We start from the raw sequence: 24752 nt of genomic DNA on the forward strand, positions 1-24752 counted from the left end.
TAAAGTAAAGATAATTAAAAATATATATTGCGAAACAACTTTTTTGATTATTTTTTTATTAAGCCTAATTCAATCAGTCTTTCATGCAAAAATTCTCCTGCTGTTGTATCTTCATACAATTTCGGGTTGTTTTCATCCACACAGTTGTCAAGAGTATTTAATGACATCTGGCTTACCGGGTGCATGAAGAAAGGAATTGAATATCTTGAAGTTCCCCACAATTCTCTTGGCGGATTCACCACTCTGTGGATGGTAGATTTCAATTTGTTGTTGGTGTGTCTTGAAAGCATATCCCCAACATTGATCATCAATTCGTCCGGTTCTGCAATCGCATCGATCCATTCTCCGTTGTGATTCTGAACCTGAAGTCCTTTCCCCTGAGATCCCATTAAAAGAGTAATCAGGTTGATGTCTCCATGAGCGGCCGCTCTTACAGCGTCATCCGGTTCCTGGGTAATAGGCGGATAATGAATAGGTCTTAAAATAGAATTTCCTTCTGAGATCTTATCATCAAAATAAAATTCATCAAGTCCAAGATACAGAGCCAAGGCTCTTAGTACATACTGGCCTGTTTTTTCAAGCATCTGATAGGCTTCTTTACCTACCGTGTTGAATTGTGGAAGTTCGTCTACGATTACATTGTCAGGATATTCTGTTTTGTATTTTGAATCATCAGACACGTACTGTCCGAAATGCCAAAATTCTTTCAGGTCTCCTTTTTTGAAGCCTTTTGCAGTCTCTTTACCGAATCCTACATACCCTCTTTGTCCTCCAATTCCGGGAATCTCATACTTCTGTTTCGTTTCCGTTGGAAGTTCAAAAAAGTTTTTCACTTCTCCATAAAGATCATCTACTAACTGATCGTTAAGAAAGTGACCTTTTAAGGCAACAAAACCAATTTCTTCGTAAGCTTTTCCGATTTCATTTACAAATTTCTGTTTGCGTTCCGGTTCACCCGAAAGGAAATCACGCAGGTCTACACTAGGTATTTTATCCATTTTTAGAAATTTTACGTGATGCAAAATTACATCTTTTTTGGATTAAATGTTTTTACAATTAAGGATTTATAAGCTAAATTTGCTGTATGAAAAAATATTCTTCCAAAAGAAGTATTCAGATACTAGCGCATCTACTTCAGCAGTACGGGATTTCAGATATTATCATTTCACCGGGATCCAGAAACGCCCCTCTTGCCATCCATTTCTCGGAAACGGATGCTTTTAACTGTTTCAGTATTGTAGATGAAAGGAGCGCAGCTTTTGTGGGAATAGGAATGGCGATAAGCGAGAAAAAGCCCGTTGCAATCACTTGTACAAGCGGTTCTGCGGTAGCTAATTATTACCCTGCCGTTACCGAAGCTTTTTATCAAAATGTTCCTCTGTTGATCCTTACAGCCGACAGGCCGACGGATTTTGTAGATATTTTTGATGGACAGACGATTCGTCAGAAAGATATTTTTCATCAGCATTCTTATGGCGATTTTCAGCTGTTGGAAGACAGTAAAGAAAATGCAGAAGATATTAATTTCGATATTATCAAAAAAGCGATCGAACTATGTTTTGAAAAACGGGGTCCGGTTCATATTAATATTCCCTTGGAAGAACCCTTGTATGATTTGGTTTCGGAGCTTCCTTCTTTTCCTGCCGTAGAAAAAACAATTAAGCATAAAGAATATGAAATTCCCTCCAATCTGGTAGCGGAATGGAATACTTCCCAAAGAATTATGTTTTTGGTAGGAACCAAGGATTACAGCCCGGAATTGGAAAACCAGCTTTCTCAGTTGGTGAAGAATCATTCTGTTGTGGTGTTAAGTGAAGTAAATTCTAATTTACATCATGAGAAGTTCTTTAAACATATTGACCGCTATATCTATAACTTCACAGAAGAAGATTATAAAAAATACGCTCCGGATTTATTAATCACAATCGGGCAGAATGTGGTGTCTAAAAAAGTAAAGCAGTTTTTACGAAAAGCACGGCCAAAACAGCACTGGCACCTGGATGAAATATGGCAGCCTGATACATACTATTCCCTGACGGAAAAAATAGAAGTGAAGCCGGAAGTATTCTTTTCAAAGCTGTTGAAATTCGTCAATCTGGAGCCCAGACCTTATTTCAACCTATGGGATGTTTTACGGGATAAAAAAGATGCTAAACATGTTCAGTTCCTGAACAAAGTGGACTTTTCTGATTTTTATTTCTTTAATAAAGCCTCACAGACGATCCCGGAAAACTATAATATCCATTTCAGCAACAGTTCGGCGATTAGATACGCACAGCTTTTTGATTTTGGTAAAAAGAAGATCTACTGCAACAGAGGAACCAGTGGAATTGACGGATCGACTTCTACTGCTATGGGATTTGCGATTAAAAATGCCAATCCAACATTGCTTATTACAGGAGATTTAGGATTCTTTTATGATATTAACGGTCTTTGGAACCAATATATTCCACCGTTTGTAAGAATTATTATTTTTAATAACGGGGAGGGAAATATCTTTAAAATTATTCCGGGTCCGGGAAATGCCAACCCGAATACACTGGATGAATTTATCGCAACAAAGCACCGTAAGCATGCAGAACACCTGGCGAAGCATTTTGGTTTCGCATATATCAAGGTAGAGGATGAACCGACGCTGGACAGGGTACTGGAAAATTTCTTCAAACCGGATACACAACCAAAAATTTTGGAAGTGAATACATACGGAAAGAACAGCGCCGATGTTTTAAAGGCCTATTTTGATTTCATGAAAGACAATTAAAGATCCAGATATTCTTCATTACCCGGTAGATTCATAATTCTGTCTATTGGGTAAATGAACATATCATCGAAATCATTCATTGCATTAATTAACTGAAAATGTGAGAACTGCTTAATGTTCTGCATGGTGATTTCTGCTTCTTTTATTTTCTTTTGTTTTAAAAGCTGCTGCCTTTGAACTCCGTTAAGAAGGTAAGAGTTTGGAGTAAACCATTCTTTACCCTTCAAAAACAAAAGGTTTGAAAAAGAGGTATCTGTGATGTGGTTGTTTTTTACAATAATGATTTCTTCCGCTTTAGATTTCATTTTCATTTTCTCCAATTCTTTCCGGTCTTCAAATTTGAAAGAATAATCGAAACTGTTGTTTTCAACCAGTTGAAAATCTGTTATTTCCGGAATTGCGTAAGGAATCATCTGAGTCCGGATTCTTTTGTCCAGATCATAGGCAAGCCTAAGTTTAAAAAGACCATTTTCATCGTGCTGCAGATGCTTGAATATTTTAGCAAGATCGATCGAACCTTCTTTACCAAAATGGGCAAAAGTTTGATCAACACGTTTTTGGTGCAGTTCCAATAAGAAAATCTCCTGATCTTCTACTTTAATACTTTCAATGAATTGGGACATAAATTTTATTTTTCATTTCCTGATATTCGTCTTCTAATTTACTCATGTGTGTTATACCACCACCGCTTTTAAAATAAAGCTGATCGTGTTCTTTTTCAATAAAGCGTATCATAACGCAGCTGTCCAGGTTTTCACCGTCAAACCAGCCGCAAACGCCTGTGTAATAGCCTCTGTCATATCCTTCTGCACTTAGGATTATTTCCAGCGTTTTGGGTTTTGGGGCTCCTAAAATAGATCCTGCAGGGAGTAGTTTTTTCATAATACTTCCTACTTTTCCTGCAAATTCAGGCTGTATATTTCCTGAGATTTCAGAGCTCATGGCATACAGATCTTTCTGCTGTGTCTTGATGAGATCGATATGCTGAAACTGATCCACTTTTACATCGCTTGCCACCATACTGAGATCGTTCCGTAACAAATCAACCACCGTATAATGTTCAGCTTTCTCTTTTTTATCATTTTTAAGAACTTCTGCTGCATTTTCAACGGATGCATCAATAGTTCCCTTCATTGGATAGGTGAAAATTTTACCTTTATTAATCTTGACAAAAGTTTCAGGAGAAAAAAATACAAAAAAATCTTTATAAAAAACTTTGTACTTCGCATTTGAGTGATAAAAAATTTCTTTAAGCGTTAAATTCGTCTCTATTTTTGTCTTGCGGGTGTAATTTACTAAATATGAATTTCCAAGACGAATGTTTTTCTGCACGATATCAAATCCTGTTTTAAAACTTTCCAAGGTTTCCGGGAATGATTTCCATTCAATTTTTTTATTTAATTCATACTTCTTTTTTATGCTTGAATATTCTTGAAAATCAATTAATAAGTCTGATTTTTCGATTTCATTTTCCCGGTAGATTTCAACATTGTCCGAAAGAAAATCGATCATGAAAAAGTAGGGGACTTTCCGGAGGGAAAGCTCATCCATTTCCATAAATTTTTGATGATTCACTGAAAACATTCAGCAAAAGTAATTATTGATGTTTACTTTTGCACTAAATTTTTTTAATGCAGAACAAATATCCTCAAAAACCGGGAATAGATTTTATACTGAAGCAGGCGTTTTTCTATTGGAATAAGACCCTTATTTTCCAGCTTATTTTTTCAATAGTTTTCTTTGTGGTATTTTTTACATCCATGTTTCTATTTGGAACCAAATATGGAATCTGGGAACAGAGCCAGGAAATGGGAGAGGCTCTGAAACTTGGCACCAAAGCATATTTAGAAAAAGCTGCGGAAGTAAGTGCAACAGAAAACTATCAAATGTTTATGATTGCCATTTTCGGGACAACGGCATTTTTATATCCGCTGAATATTGGATTCTTCCAGATCTTCAGAAAAATTGATCTTAACGAGAAAATAGAACTGGCGGATTTATTTGTAGGATACAATGGCCTTAATTTTTTTAAATATCTGGGATATTTTATTTTCTGGCTTATGATTTACCGATTAACCGTTCCCACTATTTTCCTTGCAGTATTATGGGTTATTGTAACCTTATTCGTTGCTCCTCTGATGTTTTTTACTGATAAAAGAATTTTTGAAGCTATTTCCCTGAATTTTAAAGCCGTAAAACTCTATTTTGTAGAAATACTTGTGTGTGTTATTGTTGCCGTAATTTTTAAATATATTGGTTTTGCTTTATTTTTTATAGGTGGTCTTTTCACTTTTCCATTTTGGAATGCGATGATTTATTCGCTTTATAAAACAATTTTTTCTGAAAAAAGTTAAATTTAATGATGTTTAATGGGTTTTCTTACCAAAAAAAGTTAATTTTGGGAAAATCATTAAATATTTAAACTATGTCTGAATTTAACGAATTTGATCAGCAGGGATCGGTTCCCAACAGGGATACGGGATCCATTATTTCTCATGCTTTTGAAATGTATAAAGGGGTTTTCCTTTATGGAATTGTTGCAATGATAATTTATATTATCGGTGGATTTCTGATCCAAACCATTACCGGCTTTAATTCTACTGCAATGGTAGAAGAGATGAAAAGTTCTGGTGGTTATTCGAATTTTAGTTATTGGAATGCTCCCGGATTTCCTATGTATGTCACATTTTCAGGGATTTTTGGGCTTTTGCTGGCACCTTTGTATGTAGGGTTGATCTACATCGTTAATAAATTTAATACAAAAACTCCGATAGAGTTTTCCGATTTGTTTATTGGCTACCGTCAGAATTTCGTAAATATTTTAATTTACGCTTTCCTTTCATGGATTATCACCAGTATTTCGCTTGCGCTATGCGTATTGCCGTTTTTCTTTGTATATCCGCTTCTTTTATTAGGATACCCAATTTTACTGTTTGAAAATTCATCTGCTATAGACGCACTAACCAAATCTTTCAATATTGCGAAAGAAAATTACGGGACTATTTTACTGACGAGCTTTTTAGGAATGATCATATCACTTGCGGGGGTTATTCTTTGTGGTATTGGGGTTATTTTAACAGCTCCTTTTATGATGGTAGTGATGTATTCTGCATATTGTGCTTTTTTAGGAAAGCCAAGACAAATCATGTTTAAAGATAAACTGTGAATAAAGAAAAACAGATAAGCGGTGTTGCCATAAAACAGGTTGCCTTACTTGCCATCATTTTGGTATTGACGGGGTTAATCTGTTTTAATCTTGCCTTATTTATACCTTCGGTTTTAGGGGCTATTACTATTTATGTAGTCTGCCGTAAGTATAATTTCTATCTGCAGGAGGAAAAAAAATGGAAGCCCTGGCTTTCCTCACTGGTACTCATGCTGGCAAGTCTGATTATTCTTATTCTTCCCATTTATTTTATTGCAGATCTTTTAATTGAAAAATTAGGAAATGCACAGGTGTATATGGCCAAGTTCAATGTATTTTTAGACAAAATACATTCGTATGTTTATGAACAGGTTCATTTTGACATTCTCAGTAAAGAGAATATGGATAAATTGAAAAGCTCTGCCGGAAAAGTTTCTACTTCTGCTGTCAGCGGAACTTTCAATACCCTTACGGTCGTGATGTCTATGTACTTCATCCTGTATTTTATGCTGGATCAACCGAGACGTTTCGAAAGAATTCTTACTTCATCAGCTCCTTTAAAGAGATCGAATATTTCTTTAATCGGCGATAAGATGAGAAAATTGATTATGGCTAACGCTATTGGAATTCCGGTTGTTGCGCTTGGACAAGGTCTTGTAGCATTAATTGGATATTTCATTTTTGGAGCTCCCAGCCCAGTGTTGCTTTTTGCATTAACTGCGGCAGCTTCAATGGTTCCGGTAGTAGGAGCAGCTATTGTTTATATTCCGGTCTGTATTTTTATGATCGCTGAAGGCAATACAGGACCCGGGCTCGGCCTTGCGGCATATTGTCTGATCGTCGTAGGTCTGACGGATAATCTGCTCCGTTTTACCCTTTTAAAGAAGTTAGAGGATATCCATCCGCTGAATACTGTTTTTGGGATTATCATGGGGATGAATCTGTTTGGATTTATGGGACTTATTTTTGGTCCTATTCTGATCTCTCTGACGCTTCTTTTGATTCAGGTGTACAGAAATGAGTTTTCAGAAAACGATATTCCTGAACTTGAGTTTCCGGATAAGAATAATGATGATAATAAAATTGACTTAATTGTATAAGCCGTGGAAGGAATAAATCCAGAAATATTACAGGAAATATGTGTCGTGACGATGCCTTTCGGTAAACACCAGGGGACGATTCTTGCTGATCTGCCGATAAGCTATTTGGAATGGTTCTCCCGAACAGGGATGCCTAAAGGAAAACTTGGAATGCAGCTTTCAACCATTTATGAAATAAAACTGAATGGACTGATGGATCTTCTGGCTCCACTTCGGGGCGGAAAGATTGATTATAGTAAGATTAAGAAAACGACTTACAAATTCTAATAAGTTTCGGCGGCATCTTTGATGCCGCCGAAACTCTTTTTTATCTTTCAACTAAAATTATCCTTTCAATGCCAGGATTTCATCCCTCAGCTTGGCTGCTTTTATGAAATCAAGATTTTTGGCTGCAGCTTCCATTTCTTTTTGCTTTTGCTCTACCATTTTTTCAATATCTTCAGTGGCATAGCTGGCTTTTACTTCAGCTACTTTTTGCATAATTTCCTTTTGGGTATATTTTTCATCTGGGAAATCTTTGCTTCTTCCGACTAAGTTTTCGGATATTTTTTTATTCAGAGAGGTTGGTACCTGTCCATGTTCCTCGTTATAAAGTATCTGTTTGCCACGACGGTATTCTGTTTCATCCAGGGCAGCCTGCATCGATTTGGTGATCTTATCGGCGTACATAATAGCTCTTCCGTTGATGTTCCTTGCAGCACGTCCAACCGTCTGAATCATTGATCTTCTGCTTCTTAGCATTCCTTCCTTATCGGCATCAAGAATAGCTACCAGTGAAACTTCCGGTAAATCCAATCCTTCTCTTAGTAAATTAACTCCGATCAGAACATCAAAAAGACCCAAACGCAGATCCTGCATAATTTGGATACGCTCCAGTGTTTCAACATCAGAGTGAATGTATCTTGTTCTGATCCCGAATTTCGTGAAGTATTTTGTAAGCTCTTCGGCCATTTTCTTAGTCAGCGTAGTCACCAACACCCTTTCATCTATATCGGCTCTTTTACGGATCTCCTCCATTAAATCATCAATTTGATTCAGAGAAGGTCTAACTTCAATAATAGGATCTAAAAGTCCCGTCGGACGAATAATCTGTTCGATATAGGCTCCACCGGTTTTCTCTAATTCATAATCTGCCGGTGTGGCAGAAACATAGATCACCTGATTCTGAATAGCTTCATATTCTTCAAATTTCAATGGTCTGTTGTCCATAGCAGCCGGAAGTCTGAATCCGTATTCTACTAGTGCTTCTTTTCGGCTTCTATCACCGCCGTACATGGCATGAACCTGAGGAACGGTAACGTGACTCTCATCAATAACCATTAAATAATCTTTCGGAAAATAATCCAATAAACAGAAAGGTCTTGATCCCGGAAGTCTGCCGTCCAGATATCTTGAATAGTTTTCAATTCCCGAACAGTATCCCAATTCTTTGATCATCTCAAGATCGAGCTCAGTTCTTTCCTGAAGTCTTTTGGCTTCTAAAGGTTTTCCTATTTCACTAAAGAAATCCACCTGTTTCACCATGTCATCCTGAATATTCTTAATAGCTCCGTTCAATGTTTCTTTTGAGGTTACAAAAAGGTTGGCAGGATAAATTTGAATCTGGTCAAAATTAGCAGTTACATTTCCTGAAACGGGATCGAAGCTCTGAATTTTTTCAATTTCATCTCCAAAAAACTGGATTCTTACTGCGTTATCTGCATAGGCTGGAAACACATCTATTACATCCCCTTTCACCCGGAACGTACCCCGTTGGAAGTCGCTTAACGTTCTTGAATATAGTGCGTTAACTAACGAATGAAGAAATGCGGTTCTCGTTACTTTTTCTCCAATGGCAATGGATATTAATGATTTATGGAATTCTGCAGGATTTCCAACACCATAAATACAGGAAACGGACGCAACGATCAAAACATCACGCCTTCCGGAAAGTAAACTGGCAATGGCAGAAAGGCGGAGTTTTTCAACTTCTTCATTAATGCTCAGATCCTTTTCAATATAAGTCCCGGTAGTTGCAATATAAGCTTCCGGTTGATAGTAGTCATAGTAACTCACAAAATACTCAACAGCATTGTCTGGAAAGAATTCTTTAAATTCCATAAAAAGCTGCGCTGCCAGGGTTTTGTTGTGTGCCATAACAATCGTTGGCTTCTGCACGTTCTGTACAACATTGGCCACTGTAAATGTTTTACCGGAACCTGTTACCCCAAGCAGTGTCTGATATTTCTCCCCGATTTCTATTCCTTCGGTAAGTTTCTCTATAGCTTGTGGCTGGTCGCCGGTGGGTTTATATTCTGATTGAAGATTAAAATTCATAGAAACATAATGTATACAACAAAAATACGAAAGAAATTATTAGGCATCATAAAGTATTTGAAGGTGAAGGTATTGGTTGTAAATTTTTAACAGATTTATGAGATATTTGGGAAATTATTTTATTTTTTGAAATCAGTTGACTACTAAAATAATCACATGGTTATTCAGAACAGGTGTCAGATGAAGCTACTTTAAATGAAATTTTCATTTAAAATAATAGAAATCTGCATTTTTTATGGCATTATTTTTCCATTCATTGAGTAACACCTTAATCGCAACTTTATGAAATTCAATCAATTTTACGTTCCGGCATTGAGCCTTTTCTTTATTTTATCTTCATGTCAGAAAAATAATGCCAATGCACAGCAAGCAGGATCTGATGGAAGTGTAGAAACGGAAAAACCGAATTCAGATTATAAACCGGCCTTCAAAGGACAAACCAGGATTAAAGCGGTAAAAACTGCAGTAGCATATCAAGTTGAAATAGTAAATAAAGATCTGGGAAGACCCTGGGGAATTATTAATCTGCCTGACGGTAGATTTCTTATCACAGATAAAAGAGGTTATATGAATGTGGTTTCAGCAGACGGTAAGCAGGTTTATAAAATTGAAGGATTCCCAAAAGTAGATTCCAAAGGGCAGGGAGGAATGCTGGATGTAGCACTTGATCCCGATTTCAAAACAAATAATCTTATTTATTTTAGTTTCTCAGAACCTTTTGGAGCAGGAAATTTAACTTCAGTAGCAAAGGGAAAGCTTTCACAGGATATGAAAACAATACAGGAGGTGAAAGTTATTTTTAGGGCAGAGCCTTCTTATGACGGTGACAAGCATTATGGAAGCAGACTGGCATTTGATAAAGATGGAAATTTATTTGTAAGTACAGGGGAAAGATCTGATAAAGTAACCCGTGTTTACGCTCAGAAAACCGATAATTATTTAGGAAAAATATTAAGGATAACAAAAGAAGGAAAGCCGGCTCCCGGAAATCCTTTTATTGGAAAAAGTGGATATAAGCCCGAAATATATGCCTATGGCGTTAGAAATCCTCAAGGAATGGCCATTGATCCGAACGGAAATCTTTGGGATGTAGAAATGGGTCCCAGAGGTGGTGATGAGATTAATCTGATTCAGCCTGGGAAAAATTATGGCTGGGGAGATGTCACGTATGGAATTGAATATTCAGGAGAAAAAGTGGGGAAAGGAATTACCCAAAAGGAAGGAACGGAACAGCCTGTTTATTATTGGGATCCCGTGATTTCTCCAAGCGGAATTACTTTCTATACCGGAAATATGGAAGAATGGAAAGGGAATTTATTTATAGGCTGCTTAAGCGGAGAACACATCAACAGAATTATTCTGAAAGATCATAAAGTAGTAGGTGAGGAGCGCCTTTTAGCAGATCAGAAAGAACGCTTCCGGGATGTTCTGAATGGGGCCGATGGTAATCTGTATGCCGTAACCGATAGCGGAAAGCTGTATAAAGTTTCAAAAAAGTAACAAAAACTCCTGAATTTCAGGAGTTTTTTGTGAGAGTATAGTTTTAAAATTTAAAATTGAGTCTTGCAAAAGCCTGTCTTCCCGCAAATCCCATCTGTACAGGATCAAAAATCCCTCCGGATTCTGTATTTCCATCTGATACATGAGCCGTTTGTAACGTAGGATATCTGTTGAACAGATTTTTGCTTCCGATTGTTAACGTTAAGCTTTTAGAAAAATCACATCCGAAAGAAAGATCTGTGGTGACTCTTGGATTATAAATCTGATAGTCATCAGGTCCGCCGTAACCCACTAAGGTTACTTTGTCAAATCGTACAAGCTGGAGATTGGCATTGAATTTATTGATTTTATAATTTAAGTTTAAATTGACTTTTGTTTTTGGTGCAGAGGCGAGAATAAAGGCTTTTTCCCTCGCGCTCATATAAATATCTTCTTTTCCGGCTAGTTGTTGAGACGTATGAACTTTTGTAATTTCCATTTCATTATAATTTCCTGCTAACGTGGCGGTTAGTTTTCCATTGCCTAGATTTTCATTATAACTTAAAATGACATCAACTCCTTTTGTTCGGGTATCAATAGCATTGGAAAAGAATTGTGCCTGATCGATAAAGGGATTTGCATCTTGAATATTTTGAGGAAGATCCTCTCTTGCAAAATTACCGGTTAATACAATTCTGTCTTTTACTTTAATATAGTATCCATCGACTGTAGCAGTGAATTTTCCAGCATTATAAGTAAATCCGGCGCTCCCGTTAAGAGAAGTTTCCTGTTTTAGTTGTGGAACTAATGCTTTTGCCAAATCACTGTCATTGGATGCAAGTTGGATAGTTACTAATTTGCCACCCTGGAAATTAGTAAACTGCAAACTGTAATATTTCTGAGCCAGTGAAGGCGCTCTAAAACCGGTAGATACTGATCCTCTAAAAGCAAGCTTTGGAGTAATGGCATATCGTGTCGCAAATTTTCCGTTGATGGTGCTTCCGAAATCACTGTAGTTTTCAAATCTTCCCGCAACGCTTATCATCCATTTTTTTGTAATATCAAGTTCTGTATCTACGTAAGCAGCAAAATTATTTCTGTTTTTATCCACTTCCTGAGAATATCCCGGAAAGCCCTGTGATCCGCCTGGCCTTACATCACCGGTTAAAGGATTTGTAACTAATAATCCGGTTGGGGTATTAGCGGTCACCAGATTTCCATTGATGTCATACATCGCATAAGAAGCTTCTTCTCCTTTGATGATATTGAATTTCTCATACCTGAATTCGGCTCCAAAAGCAATATTAAGTCCTTCCAGAACATTGAACGGCTTAGATGCGTTAAAACCTGTCGTATTTTGAAGCAATGAATGTCCGCCGGCATGGAAGTCTGTCGGTGATTTTGCTCCTAAAGTAGCATTTACCGTGTTTTCAATAGTATAAGTGAATCTATTGCTTCCGAATGCATTATAAAAATCTACGTCCCAATTAGCGACTTTAAATTTTAAGCCATTATCGAACGTGAAATCAGAGATGCTTGTGTTTTCAATAGGGTTAAATCCGTTAGGGTAAATTTCCGGAATATTTCCGTCTGCATCTGCTGTTCTGGTCCAAGCATAAGCGTTAGTATTTCTGTTAGAGAAACCTTGGCGGGAATAGAATTTTAACCCATCAGATAAAGGAAGTTCTATGTTTCCGAAAAAATAAATATTCTGAGATTTGGCATCACCAAAACGCTGTCTCGGAGCATCATAAAATTCCGGATTCGCATTCCTGATCGAATGTTCTTTATTGATAAATTCTACGGTGAAATTTCCGAAACCACCTTTGGATCCTATTTTAGTTCCTAAATTTCCACTGAAGTCAAAAGTAATTCCGTCAATTTTATGATCTGAGACTACATCATTATTTCCGGGGCTCTTAAAAAGATTCATGCCATAAAAAGCATTGCCTTCGAAACCTTTATTCCGGTCATTCAGAATTACATTAATCACCCCGGCGATTGCGTCTGAGCCATATTGTGCAGAAGCACCGTCACGAAGCACTTCAATCCTTTTGATAGCACCAATCGGAATGGTGTTCATATCAGAACCCGTGTTTCCTCTTCCTTTAGTTCCGAACAGATTAATTAGTGAAGACTGGTGGTATCTTTTTCCATTCAGTAAAAGTAAGGTCTGGTCAGGTCCCAGACCTCTTAATGTTGCGGGATCTACCGCATCTGCTCCGTCAGATCCTGATTGTTTGTTTGAATTAAAAGAAGGTGCTGCAAACTGTAAAAGCTGATTGACTTCTACCTGTCCTGTTGACTGGCTTACCTGCTTGATATCGATCACATCGATAGGAACGGGTGTATTGGTGACCGTTCTTTTTTTATTTCGGCTTCCGGTAATGGCCACTTCCTCTATTTTTCCTTCTTTAAAAATGGTGTCATTTGCTTTTTGAGCATAAAAGAGGGATGTTGTACCAAGAAACAAGGCACTTATATATTTTATTTTCATTGCTGTGTTGTTTTGTAAATTGATAAGTTGTATCAAAAATATCAAATTTACTTTGTAAATCAACAATTAAATGACATATTATTTAATAAATACTTAGGATTTATTTGTTTTAAGTGAATATTAGGAATATTTTTATTTAAAATAAATAAAAAGCGTTTTTTCTACTATTAAAAACTTTTAATAATTCTGCTGAGACCTTCCTCTAAAATTTCCTGTGAAGTAGAAAAACATATTCTGATATGTCCTTCCGCTCCTTTTCCAAACCACCTTTCCGAACCTGGGACAACAGCTACTTTTCCGTACTGTAAAACATGGCTGGTAAATTCTTCACTGGTAAGCCCATTTTTAATTTTTGGGAATAGCACAAAAGTAGCTTCAGGTAAATTGGGACTTAATATTTCTGAACGGGTTAAGATATTGAAAGCCAGATCTCTATTGCTTTGTAAATGACTTAAGAATTCATCATACCAGGGTTTTGCTTTTTCCAGTGCCACACTTCCTGCAATTTGAGATAATGTTGAAACTCCTTCTATGGTAGAGTTGAAATTTGATTTTTCGGTAAAATCGTCAAGAATCTCCTGATCATTACACAACACGGCACCAATTCTTAATCCTGCCATTCCAAATGATTTGGAAAAACCATACACTGTAAAACTTTTATTCGCAGCTTCTGTGGAAACTGATGAATATGTATGAAAATCCCTGTGGTCATAAATAATATCGCTCCATATTTCATCACTCATTACCCATAGATCATGAGCGGATGCAATCTCTGAGATCTTTTTCAAAACATCTTTAGAATATATTTTTCCTAAAGGATTATGTGGATTGCAGATGCTGATCAGCTTCGTTTTTGAGTTGATGAGCGAAACCAGTTTTTCAAGGTCAATTTCCGCTGTTTGTGGATCAACGGGGCACAGATTGACAACTCCGCCTACGGCTTCTACCGATTTTTTAAATAAAAAGTCTACCGGATCTAAAATAATGGCTTCATCTCCCGGCTTTAAAACATATTTTGCAATCAGAAACATGCCCTGTGCGGCACTGTTAACTGCAAGAACATTTTCAGGAACGAAATTTCCATTTTTTTCCTTATTGAAATGGTCTGCCACACTTTTTTTAAACTCCGGAAGTCCTGAAAAAGGGCCGTAGCTTAAATAACCATCCTGAATATATTCAATGATTCCCTGCTGGATGGCTGGCGCGGTCCTGAAATCCGGATCTGCTGCCGTTAAAGGAATAATACCGTCTTCAAGGGTAGCCCATCTTCCGTTGTAGGCCTTTCTTTTTAAAGCTTCAAAATTGATATCGTTATTGGTGAACATTTTTTTATTTATAAGAGATTGGTACTATATTTTCTGTTTGCTGATGAAGAGGACACAAAAATTGATGGAGCAGGGTTCTTCCGTTCCTGATGTGAACCTCAATTTCAGGTTTCCTCTCTGTTTCATATTTTCTGAAAGCCTCAGTGGTGTTTTCTTCTTCGATCAGATACTGGGTTAAAGTGAAAGCATCTTTAAGTGCTGAGGTTACGCCCTGGCTTGTAAAAGGGATTAAAGGATGGGCTGCATCTCCTACAAAAACAATGTTGTCTTTATAGAATGAATTAAGTTGTTCAAGCTCATAAACACGCCACAGATGAACATTTTCATAACTCGATTCTTTTATGATGGAAGAAACTAAAGGGTGCCAGTCTTCAAAAATTTCCGAAAGGTATTCTTTTAAGTTTTCTACAGAACATTCTTCATTGATGTTATATTTTTCATTATCAAACTGCGAATACCATAAAATTTTATCTTCAGAAAGTTTAAGGATACCAAATGCCAGACCGCCGTCTTCATGATGAAATTTCATGAAATTATCTTCAATACAGGCTGCTATTTCTTTATTTTCAATAATATTTACGACTTCATTTTCCCGTACAGACCTCATGTTTTCGTCTTTGAAAACTTCTCTTCTGATCCTGCTTTTGGAGCCATCAGAAACTATGATGATATCAGAATCTATGAAAGTACCATCGGAATAGGTAAGCTTTCCCTGAGGGCAGAGGCTGACAGGTTTTTCGTAAGATATTTTTTCAGAGGGAATATTGTGTGTTAAAATATCAATCAGTGAACTTCTCGCAATGACAAAAACGTCGTTCAGCTCTTTTTCTGCAATGATGTTTCCTTTATGAGAATATTTAATGTATTTTTTTAAAAAATTACCCTGTTTAAAAAGTGTGGCTTTGTCGATAATTTGGGAGAGATACTCAATTCCTTCTTGGGGAATCAGAAATCCGTGGCCCGTGAGATCGGTTTTTGCTCTTCTTTCATAAATATGGTAGTCCATATCATGCTTTTCTAAGTAATTAGCTATGCTTAAGCCGGAAATTCCAGCACCCACGACAGCAATTGTATTCATTTTGGAGTAGTCAATTTTTTTTCAGGTTAGTGTTTCAATTTATTTTTTATTATCCTTGATGAATGCAAATGTATAGTAAATATATCCATTGATTTCAAAACAACATTAATTTTATTTAGGCTGTTATTCAATACTATGAAAATATAGCATATGCTTTTGTCATGATGCTTTTGAGTTAAAATAAGAAATAAAAAAACCGAGAACGAGTCTCGGTTTTGGTATTATGCTTCTTCAAGCTGTACTGTGAAATGTCTCAGTAATTCTGGTTCCCAGGTGATTTTATATCCTTTAGCGATGTCATCACGTCGGTCATATACATTTTTGATGGCTGCCGCGATATAATCCATGTGGTTATTCGTATATGTTCTTCTAGGAATTGCTAAACGTACCAATTCCAGTTTAGGGTAACGGTTTTCTCTGGTTTCAGGATCTCTGTCTGCCAGTAAAGTCCCTATTTCTACCGTTCTGATCCCTGCTTCTTTATAAATTTCCAGGCCTAAAGTCTGAGCCGGATATTCTGCACGGGAAACGTTGGGTAAAAAGTTTAAAGAATCAATGAATACAGCATGTCCACCAATTGGTTTTTGTACAGGAATTCCGTATTCAATTAATTTGTGACCAAGATATTCAACCTGAGAAATTCTGCTTTCCAGATAAGCAAATTCTGTTGCTTCGTTAAGACCTACTGCCAGCGCTGCCATATCTCTTCCGGCCATCCCTCCATAGGTAATGAAACCTTCATAAATAATCGTGAAGCTTGATGCTTTTCTGAAAATTTCTTCACTGTTAAGCGCAATGAATCCTCCGATATTCACAAGTCCGTCTTTTTTAGAACTCATAGTCATACCATCTCCATAAGAGAAGATCTCTGTACAGATTTCTTTAATAGTTCTGTTTTCCTGACCTTTTTCTCTTTTTTTGATGAAATAGGCGTTTTCTGCGAATCGTGCCGAATCAAAGAAAACTGGAACTCCATATTTATTGGAAAGTTCTCTTACCGCCTTCATGTTTTCCAGAGAAACAGGCTGTCCTCCGGAAGAGTTACAGGTAATGGTAATCAGGCAGAAAGGGATTTTTTCTTTTGGATGACTTTTATAAACTTCTTCCAGTTTTTCAAGATTGATGTTTCCTTTAAAAGGATGCAGGTCATTAATATCAAAGGCCTCATCAATGGTACAGTCGATTGCGTGAGCTTTTCTGAACTCGATGTGCCCTTTTGTGGTATCAAAGTGAGAGTTTCCGGGAACAATATCGCCGTCTTTCACTAAAACTGAAAATAAAACATTTTCAGCAGCTCTTCCTTGGTGAGTTGGCAAAAGATATTTGAAACCTGTGATATTTTGTACAGTCTGATGTAATTGTTCAAATGAACGGGACCCTGCATAGCTTTCGTCTCCGGTCATCAGTGCACCCCATTGTCTGTCGGACATTGCTCCGGTTCCTGAGTCTGTTAATAGATCAATAAAAACCTGTGAAGATTTTAAGTTGAATAAGTTATAATTGGCATCTTTAAGCCACTGTTCTCTTTCCTCTCTGGTTGATTGACGGATTTCCTCCACCATTTTGATGCGGAAAGGCTCCGCGTACGGTAAATTCATGGGTAAATATTTTTTATTATTGTTTTAAAGAAATTTTTTTTGAAAAATAAATTTTCAAATTCATCAAGTATATTTAAAGTGAGCTGCAGAATTACTCAGGAGCTTTAAATATATTTTCATCAGAATGAAAGCCGGCTACACCGCCACTTACAGCGAACTTCATGGCAGAAGCCGCAGTCATTCCCACTACAGGTTTGATGTTTTTTTCTTCAGTAACAATTACCCATCCTGATATTGCATAGGAGTGGGGAAGATATACCGCGACGTAATTATGTTTATCTACGTCAGCCATTTCTTTTTGGGTTAAAAAACCGATTCTCCAGATTTCAGGATTTTCATTGGTCTTTACCCATACAGGATCGTTGAATTTTTTCTTATCACCTACAAATGAAGACATGACATCTTTTGTAGGAGTATAAATATGCTTTACCCCAGGAGTTTTCTCCAGTAAGCTGTCCATGGTGTCGAAAAAGAATCTGCCGACAACAAATTTATTTCCCAGATACCCTAACAAAGCCGTGACCAATATTGTTGATACAAATACTAACCCCGGAATCTCTTTTGCAATGGATGGAATAATATTGTCAATTGCGCTGATGATATACCATATCACAAAAATGGTCAGGCCGATCGGGCCAATAATGACCAATCCCTGAAAGAAATTTTTCAGGAAAAAATTGGTGATATTCTCAAAGGTCAGTTTTTTCAACGTGTAGGAGCTGTATTTTGGGATTAACCGTGTATTGTTTCTTTGTTTCCGTAGGATTTGATGATGCTGGCTTCATATTCAAGCCATTCTTCCCAACGTTTATTTACTTTTTCAATATCGCCCAGCTGTCTTGCAAAGCCGATAAATGTAGTATAATGGTTTGCTTCTGAGATCATAAGCTCTTTATAAAATACTTTAAGCTCTTCATCTTTGATATTTTCGGTCAAAACTTTAAATCTTTCACAGCTTCTGGCCTCAATCATTGCTGCAAAAAGCATTTTATCTACAATCAGATCTTCTCGGCTTCCCTGAACCACAAATTTAGCGAGTTCATTCACATAATTGTCTTTGCGTGCTTTCCCGAAAGTATAGCCTCTTTTTTTGATAAGCTCATGTACCTGATTGAAATGATCTAATTCTTCCTGCGCAATCGCGAGAAGTTCTGTTACAATTTCTGCACGTTCCGGAAGCATCATGATCAGAGAGATGGCATTGGTAGCCGCTTTCTGCTCACACCATGCATGATCCGTTAAAATTTCTCCTATGTTTCCTTCTGCAATATTTGCCCACCTTGGATCGGTAGGAAGTTTCAACTTAAACATGATATAAATTTTTTGTAAATTTAAAACAAATTGACATAAAAAGCTTCTTTTATTTAAGAAGCTGTCTTTCTTCGTAAAAATTCCAGAACATTCCAGCCTAATTGATCGACTTTCTTCAGTCCGTTTGCGATAATGAGTGCCAATATGATATTGATGATATAAATAATGAACATTAGAATCCACCACGGCATTGTTTCTTTGAGTGGGACTACAAGGAAATACACCAATGAAGAGCTTATTCCCTGTGCGAAATAGAAAAAAATCGCATTTTTTCCAATGAAGGTAATAAAATTGTCCTTTGTGATCTTTAATCTGTTATATAAAACAAACAGAGTAACCAGTGAAAAGGAACTCCATATAATATAAGGGAGTTTTGGAGGGAATTTATTTTTATTGATTTTATAGAAAATTTCACTTCCATAATACCAAAACATCCATATTAGTGCGGCAGCCACTAAACCATATAAAACGGGAATTATTTTGGTGGGAATTTTTTTATTCCGCATCCTGTTGGCAATCAGGAATATGGCGAGATAGAATGCAACGTATCCTACCTGGCCGTCCGGATAATACCACGGACAGATCGTAAATATCAGCGTTAAGGCTATACAAATGCCGATGAACCAATTGATATGCTTCGGAAAGAATCTTAAAATCAAAACACCGAAAACAGTCAGTATAAAATAAACTTTCAGGTACCAGAAACTTCCCATAACTACCGGAAAAGTATCTGCATTGGTATATTGATGAAGGTACCAGTTCCCCAGATTCTGCCATTGTGGATCAGCGGAGATATTGGTGGTTGCATATTTGGACCCAAATGTAGAATAGAACTGCTGAAGCCATTCCATAGAAAAAAAGCTTAACCCAAAAACTTTAAAGAAATAATCCAGGAAAAAAAGGAAGGTCACAAAAATCATGTAGGTGATCTGAAGTTTCAACAGTCTGTAGAAAGTCTTTTCGATATTGGATCCGGAAGTGATTCCGCTTAAAGCATAAAATAGGGCTACATCGAAAACCAAGGAAAAGACCCGAATTTCTGTTGGAATATAAAACTGCCCGGACCAGAAAGCAGTGTGAATAAAAATAATGGAAAGTGTTGCCAGTCCTTTTGCAAAATCAATGTAAAGGTCTCTATTCATTGTAAGAAGATATGAGGTCAAAAATAGCTAAACTTTAGGATATGTTTCAAATAAATAAAAGAGGCAGAACATGCGCTCTGCCTCCTTTCTTAAATATGCTAAAAATGAATGTTTACTTAAGGTTTTTAAATTCTTCTGCAGAAATTTCTCCGGATTGGATTTTTCTCAACTCATCCATATACTGGCTCATATAAGCGTCAATTTCAGGATTTTTTGAGTTTTTACCCATTTTATAGGTTCCGTTAAGTACCCCCTGATAATAATAGAAGAAGTTATAATCGAAATCGGTTGCAGAAAGATCATACTGTCCCAGAAGGAATCCTAAACGTACCGCTGATCTTCTCTGAGGAGGAGTTCCGTGGTGTCCTGCGCTGGTGGTCTGGTAATCTCCGATGCTTTGTGCGAATTCGTAAGCTGTTGCAATTTCTGTAAAGTTGGTCTTGTTATAACCGTTTGGTTTTCTCAGATAATATCCTGCGAAACCGTCTGCTTCCAGTTCGTTCGGTCTTGCGGTTGACTCATTTACTGAAGGTAAATTATAACGGTACTGCAGCTGGTGGCCATATTCGTGAGCCAAAATCATGGCATTGACAATATCTCCACCTTTTGCTTTTGCATCATAATAGATAGCGTATCCGTAATAGATCTTTCCATTGGAATAGGAAATGGCATTGTACGTTGAATTGGCGTTTGAAGGATCGTCTACAAATCTAAATGTAAGGCTGGTACCGCCCCAAAGACTAATGATTTTAGCCATTTGGGCATTCATAAAGTTCGTGTCTGTGGTGGTTTTAAGGGCTGTTTTCAAAACAGCTGTTGAGCTCCAGTTTTGATCTACATAAGAACAGATTTTTTCCTTTTCGCCCGGCTGCTGGATTTTTGCGCTTTCGTTTTGGGGCTGTGGCAAGACGTTGTCTTCCATTTTTTCATCAGTACAAGCTGTTAGTGATAAAACAGCAAAAGCTCCTGCTAAAAAGCAGAAATTAAGACTCTTTTTCATATACATATTATTTTGGTGAAAACGAAGGTATAAAATTATCCGTTATGTACGAACACTTTACATGTTAAAATTATTCAAAGCATAGTGAATTGATTCTTTGTGAAAAAACATTGATTTGATTGTAAGCTATTTAGAAAATTATTCTTATATTTGCACCTCGAAATAACTAAAAATTTATAAACAATGTTTGCAATTGTAGAAATAGCAGGGCTTCAATATAAAGTTGAGCAAGACCAGAAGTTGTTTGTACACCGTTTAAAAGGAGAGAAGGGAGATAAGGTATCTTTCGACAAAATTCTTCTTACTGTAAACGGTTCAATAACTGTTGGCGCCCCAGCTGTAAGCGGTATCGTAGTAGATGCTGAAATCTTAGATCATGTAAAAGCTGATAAAGTAATCGTTTTCAAGAAGAAAAGAAGAAAAGGTTACAAAGTGAAAAATGGTCACAGACAATCTTTAACTCAAATTCAAATTACTGGTATTACTGGTTTTGAAGCTGGAGCAAAGAAAGCTGATAAAAAAGAAACTGTGAAAGCTGAAGTTCTTTCAGACAACGCAACTGTTAACTTTGGTGAAGATCACGAACTGAACTATCACTTAAAGAAAAACAACTTGTCTCAGTCTAAAGAAAACAGAGAAGTTTTGATCACTTTAGGAAAAGAAGTGAAAGCAGAATTAGGAAAAAATGTTCTTACTCACGAAGATGTTGATACAGCTATCGTTAAGAATATTGATCAATTTAAAGCTCTTAATAAATAATAATCTACATACAAAATGGCACACAAGAAAGGAGTCGGTAGTTCCAAGAACGGTAGAGAATCTCATTCTAAAAGATTAGGTGTGAAGATTTTCGGAGGACAAGAAGCTATTGCCGGAAATATTATTATCAGACAAAGAGGTACGCAACACCACCCGGGTAACAACGTGGGAATGGGTAAAGACCATACTTTGTTTGCTTTAGTAGACGGTAAAGTAGTTTTCAGAAAGAAAGCAAACAACAGATCTTTCGTATCTGTAGAACCAAACGCATAATTTTAGCGTTATAAAAAATTAAAAGCCTTGGCATTCGCCAAGGCTTTTTTTATGCTCTTATCTCAAAAATGATAAATTATTTTGCGAATATTCTATTTATTGTGAAATATTTTTATATTTGTAAACAATCAAATAACAAATCATTTGCGGAAGCCGAAAAGCAAATAGAGTAGGCAGTACATTAAACCAAATTATTACTATGAAAAATCTTAGAAAAATTTCCAAAAAGCAACTGAAATCGATCGAAGGTGGAGCTGCGGCTTGTCCTCCTCCTGCAACGACATGCGGGGAATGGTGCTCATGGACAGCTCAACAGAGGCTGCGTTGTCCTAATATGGTGATGGATCCGGATCCTTGCGGATGTTAATGTAATGATCGTATTGAAAATAAAATTCCCCGGCTTCAAAGAAGCCGGGGAATTGTTTTATATGATGGATTGGAATTAGAATCCTACCTGGAATCCAGCTTTTATCCCAAATTTAGAAATATCAGGTCTTTCAAGATAATTTCCTCTCCAGTTAAAATCTACTCTGAAAATTCTCAGATTTCCAAAACCGATGTTTTCAATTCCGAAACCGTATTCAAAATAGACTTGTTGGTTGGGAGCAGAATATTTGAAGCCTTCCACATTGATATCTTTAGAAGCGTCGCTTAAAGTTCCGTAAGCCCCTCTGATAAATGCAATTTCCCTTAATTTTAATTTTTTGATCAACGGGATGAAAGATAATATTTTCCCGTTAAAATGGTGTTCTAAGTGAAGCGTTGTGTAAGTGTCCGCCACAAACTCATAGTAATTAAGCTGAGAGAACGTATTAGGAACCAAACTGTATGACTGGTTTCCCGGAATGATGTTCTGTAAAGCCAAAGGAACCGTGTTGAAATTTTTCCCGGCCTCAAAATTAATTAATGTTTTACCCCAGCTCCCGATTAAAACCGGTTTATAGAACATAAACTGAAGTTTATTATAATTGAAATCTGCATTGAAAAGCCCTTCAATACCTCTTGTATATTTCAAAACAATAGTAGGTGCTAAAGTTCCATGTTCGTAACGGTCTACCCCTGTCTGTGAGAATTTTGTACCAGGTCTTGCAATTAAGCTGATGGTAACGTGTGAGTCATTAACTGTTTTTCTTAAATCCCCATTCCTGTAATACATCAAACTGAATTCGGACGGATTAGCAGATTTAATACTCTGCATGGTACCGTCTATTCTGATCTGGAAGTTTTTCCATGGCTCAATAGAAGTAAATATATTCGTTTGGTTGACAGAACTTAAAGAAGCATTCTCCCCTCTGGCGAAAATAGTGGATGAAGCAAATGAACGTGACAGGATCGCATCATCATTAGTCAGCTGAACTCCCAGCTGCATGACATCTCGTTTTGTTCCCGCTCCAATCATGAAACGATTGACTCTGTTAAACATGTATCGGGCTTCAACACCGTATTTAAGCTGCTTATCTTTAAAACCATAAGCATTATAAAACTGAACTCTCCAGGGATCATTCTGTCCAAAATAGGTTCTTGCACCTAATCTGATTCGGTCTCCTTCTACTACGTTTTTCCCGTAAATTGAGAAAATAGGGCCTATATCGATTCCTTTGAATGCATTATAATATCCTGAAGCAAGGGTTTCGTAAATCTTTACAATTCGATTGAATTTTGGCGTTTGCTGAAGCTTATCAAGCATTTCATAGACCCCTTGTTCTCTTTTGGATAATGAATCAGGACGTGCCTTTAGCCAATAAGCGTCATCTTTATCCACGAATTTATCATCATATTCCTCTTCTTTTCGGGTAAATAATTTAGCATCAAGCGGTTTATTGAATTCGTAGTTGGAATAGTCGACTGACCTTTTAGCAATAATGCTTTTTGAGGTTTTCTTTTTCGCAAAAGGAGTTAATTCAATTTCCGTAACCACTTTCTTTGGCAGGAATGTCTGATCGTCAGGATTGTCATATTCCAATTCTGTAGATATACTGTTGATGAAATTGACATTAATTTTTTGTGTAGACTTTAACGTTGCGCTTAGTACAGCGTAGGTGTCTGTATCGATATAAAGATAGCCTTGGAATGCCAAAACATCCTTTCTTTTAGGTTGATATCTTATTTTGTAGGCATTTTCCCCATTGATGGCAATTGTATCCGTCAAATTGTAATCATACGTGCTGAATCCATCTGCTCCAACAGGACTTTGGAATCCTATATCAAAGTAATTTAATATGTTGTCGTAAATATTTATATCGCGGTATAAGTTTTTCGCCGTCACTGTAATAACCTGATTGTCCTGAAATCCTGAGGTCTTCTGGGCAACCAGCATTCTCTTCACCTTGTTACTGGGTTTATTTTCCCCGTAAGTTTCGTAAACCGATTCATTCAGGAAAATAGGAAGGGCCATCTTTCCCGTTGCCGTGGAATCTGCATATTCAAAGATGAAATTAAGCTTATTGAACATTTTCTTGTTCATGAAAGTGCTGTCCAGGTTATTGGCATCAAACTCAATCTTTTCGTATTCCCTATAAGTATAGGTATCGAATTTGGCTAAACCGTTATTTCTTTTTCGTTTCCAGACTTCCTGCATGATGGCATAAGCCGGATTTTCTTTTTTGTTTTTATATTTAGGCTTTTCGTTATGAATAACAATTTCTCCAATGGAGCTTACTTTTTCCTGAGAAAGATTAACTAGCAGGTTGCCCGCATTTTCAGTGGTAACATCTACGGTTTCTAAAGCATAGCTTTTTTTAGAGAACTTTAGCCGGTAAATAATGGTGTCAGACTGCACGCTGAAACTTCCACTGGTGGTATTTAAGTTGGGTGTTTTATTATCGTTGATAAAAATATCTACTCCTGAAATTTCCTTATTTGTTTTTGCATCAAGAATCTTACCGCTGGCTGTGTTTTGGGCACAGGCAAGCCCTGAGAGAAAGAGAAGGAAAAAGAGGTGATAGTATTTGGAATTATTAATTGACAT

The 24752-nt window shown here is 36.9% G+C and carries 22 protein-coding genes; 9 read left to right on the plus strand and 13 right to left on the minus strand.

All coding sequences use genetic code 11. The features are described from left to right. Positions 1 to 47: 47 nt before the first annotated feature. Complete coding sequence (locus IW15_RS02880) at positions 48 to 998, minus strand: isopenicillin N synthase family dioxygenase (RefSeq protein ID WP_034709145.1); 951 nt, start codon at positions 996 to 998, stop codon at positions 48 to 50. Between the two features lie 86 nt (positions 999 to 1084). On the opposite strand from IW15_RS02880, the gene menD reads away from it, so the two are divergent. Then, positions 1085 to 2761: a 2-succinyl-5-enolpyruvyl-6-hydroxy-3-cyclohexene-1-carboxylic-acid synthase gene (gene menD, locus IW15_RS02885; RefSeq protein ID WP_034709151.1), complete on the plus strand. Its 1677-nt coding sequence runs from the start codon at positions 1085 to 1087 to the stop codon at positions 2759 to 2761. On the opposite strand, the gene IW15_RS02890 is transcribed toward menD, so the two are convergent. Together IW15_RS02890 and IW15_RS02895 are read right to left on the minus strand one after the other, a co-directional pair. Beyond that, the gene (locus IW15_RS02890) at positions 2758 to 3384 is read right to left on the minus strand and encodes an aminotransferase class IV (protein ID WP_034709153.1); all 627 of its coding nucleotides are present in this window, start codon (positions 3382 to 3384) and stop codon (positions 2758 to 2760) included. The two genes, menD and IW15_RS02890, sit on opposite strands and share 4 nt — an antisense overlap. Continuing rightward, a complete protein-coding gene (locus IW15_RS02895) occupies positions 3368 to 4345 on the minus strand; it encodes an aminodeoxychorismate synthase component I (protein WP_034709156.1) in 978 nt (325 codons plus the stop codon). Before IW15_RS02895 ends, IW15_RS02890 begins: the two co-directional genes overlap by 17 nt. Positions 4346 to 4392: 47 nt before the next feature. Between IW15_RS02895 and IW15_RS02900 the strand changes: the two genes are divergently transcribed. From IW15_RS02900 to IW15_RS02915, 4 genes are all read left to right on the plus strand, one after another. Further along, complete coding sequence (locus IW15_RS02900; protein ID WP_034709158.1) at positions 4393 to 5115, plus strand: hypothetical protein; 723 nt, start codon at positions 4393 to 4395, stop codon at positions 5113 to 5115. Between the two features lie 71 nt (positions 5116 to 5186). Further along, positions 5187 to 5927, plus strand: coding sequence for a beta-carotene 15,15'-monooxygenase (locus IW15_RS02905; RefSeq protein ID WP_034709160.1), 741 nt, complete (start codon positions 5187 to 5189; stop codon positions 5925 to 5927). Beyond that, positions 5924 to 7006: an AI-2E family transporter gene (locus tag IW15_RS02910; protein ID WP_034709162.1), complete on the plus strand. Its 1083-nt coding sequence runs from the start codon at positions 5924 to 5926 to the stop codon at positions 7004 to 7006. Before IW15_RS02905 ends, IW15_RS02910 begins: the two co-directional genes overlap by 4 nt. 12 nt (positions 7007 to 7018) lie before the next feature. Next, complete coding sequence (locus IW15_RS02915) at positions 7019 to 7273, plus strand: DUF3820 family protein (protein ID WP_051881774.1); 255 nt, start codon at positions 7019 to 7021, stop codon at positions 7271 to 7273. A gap of 57 nt (positions 7274 to 7330) precedes the next feature. On the opposite strand, the gene uvrB is transcribed toward IW15_RS02915, so the two are convergent. After that, entirely contained in the window at positions 7331 to 9322 is a 1992-nt protein-coding gene (gene uvrB / locus IW15_RS02920; protein ID WP_034709164.1) for an excinuclease ABC subunit UvrB, read from the minus strand. Between the two features lie 282 nt (positions 9323 to 9604). Between uvrB and IW15_RS02925 the strand changes: the two genes are divergently transcribed. Beyond that, positions 9605 to 10822: a PQQ-dependent sugar dehydrogenase gene (locus tag IW15_RS02925; protein WP_034709166.1), complete on the plus strand. Its 1218-nt coding sequence runs from the start codon at positions 9605 to 9607 to the stop codon at positions 10820 to 10822. A gap of 43 nt (positions 10823 to 10865) precedes the next feature. On the opposite strand, the gene IW15_RS02930 is transcribed toward IW15_RS02925, so the two are convergent. The 8 genes from IW15_RS02930 to IW15_RS02965 all read right to left on the minus strand — a co-directional run bounded on the left by IW15_RS02930 (position 10866) and on the right by IW15_RS02965 (position 20752). Further along, positions 10866 to 13298, minus strand: a complete 2433-nt coding sequence (locus tag IW15_RS02930) for a TonB-dependent receptor plug domain-containing protein (RefSeq protein ID WP_034709169.1) — start codon at positions 13296 to 13298, stop codon at positions 10866 to 10868. Positions 13299 to 13465: 167 nt separating this feature from the next. Beyond that, positions 13466 to 14623 (minus strand): pyridoxal phosphate-dependent aminotransferase, encoded by a 1158-nt coding sequence (locus IW15_RS02935; RefSeq protein WP_034709171.1) that lies wholly within the window; start codon positions 14621 to 14623, stop codon positions 13466 to 13468. 4 nt (positions 14624 to 14627) lie between these two features. After that, positions 14628 to 15701, minus strand: coding sequence for an FAD-dependent monooxygenase (locus IW15_RS02940; protein ID WP_034709173.1), 1074 nt, complete (start codon positions 15699 to 15701; stop codon positions 14628 to 14630). A gap of 221 nt (positions 15702 to 15922) precedes the next feature. Next, positions 15923 to 17299 (minus strand): tryptophanase, encoded by a 1377-nt coding sequence (locus IW15_RS02945; protein ID WP_034709175.1) that lies wholly within the window; start codon positions 17297 to 17299, stop codon positions 15923 to 15925. Positions 17300 to 17390: 91 nt separating this feature from the next. Then, entirely contained in the window at positions 17391 to 18008 is a 618-nt protein-coding gene (locus tag IW15_RS02950; protein ID WP_034709177.1) for a DUF502 domain-containing protein, read from the minus strand. Between the two features lie 23 nt (positions 18009 to 18031). Continuing rightward, complete coding sequence (gene miaE / locus IW15_RS02955) at positions 18032 to 18610, minus strand: tRNA-(ms[2]io[6]A)-hydroxylase (protein WP_034709179.1); 579 nt, start codon at positions 18608 to 18610, stop codon at positions 18032 to 18034. A gap of 53 nt (positions 18611 to 18663) precedes the next feature. Further along, positions 18664 to 19752, minus strand: coding sequence for an acyltransferase family protein (locus tag IW15_RS02960; RefSeq protein ID WP_034709181.1), 1089 nt, complete (start codon positions 19750 to 19752; stop codon positions 18664 to 18666). Positions 19753 to 19864: 112 nt separating this feature from the next. Next, positions 19865 to 20752, minus strand: a complete 888-nt coding sequence (locus IW15_RS02965; RefSeq protein ID WP_034709183.1) for a neutral zinc metallopeptidase — start codon at positions 20750 to 20752, stop codon at positions 19865 to 19867. Between the two features lie 183 nt (positions 20753 to 20935). Here IW15_RS02965 and rplU point away from each other — a divergent pair, with 183 nt between their 5' ends. The 3 genes from rplU to IW15_RS22690 all read left to right on the plus strand — a co-directional run bounded on the left by rplU (position 20936) and on the right by IW15_RS22690 (position 22151). Then, a complete protein-coding gene (gene rplU / locus IW15_RS22295) occupies positions 20936 to 21511 on the plus strand; it encodes a 50S ribosomal protein L21 (RefSeq protein WP_084681352.1) in 576 nt (191 codons plus the stop codon). Between the two features lie 15 nt (positions 21512 to 21526). After that, complete coding sequence (rpmA, locus tag IW15_RS02975; RefSeq protein WP_034709185.1) at positions 21527 to 21784, plus strand: 50S ribosomal protein L27; 258 nt, start codon at positions 21527 to 21529, stop codon at positions 21782 to 21784. 199 nt (positions 21785 to 21983) lie between these two features. After that, positions 21984 to 22151 (plus strand): bacteriocin-like protein, encoded by a 168-nt coding sequence (locus IW15_RS22690; RefSeq protein WP_165585156.1) that lies wholly within the window; start codon positions 21984 to 21986, stop codon positions 22149 to 22151. 75 nt (positions 22152 to 22226) lie between these two features. Here the strand turns inward: IW15_RS22690 and IW15_RS02980 are convergent, their stop codons facing one another. After that, positions 22227 to 24752: a DUF5686 family protein gene (locus IW15_RS02980; RefSeq protein WP_051881717.1), complete on the minus strand. Its 2526-nt coding sequence runs from the start codon at positions 24750 to 24752 to the stop codon at positions 22227 to 22229.

Source organism: Chryseobacterium soli (genome assembly GCF_000737705.1).
GTDB classification, from domain to species: domain Bacteria; phylum Bacteroidota; class Bacteroidia; order Flavobacteriales; family Weeksellaceae; genus Chryseobacterium; species Chryseobacterium soli.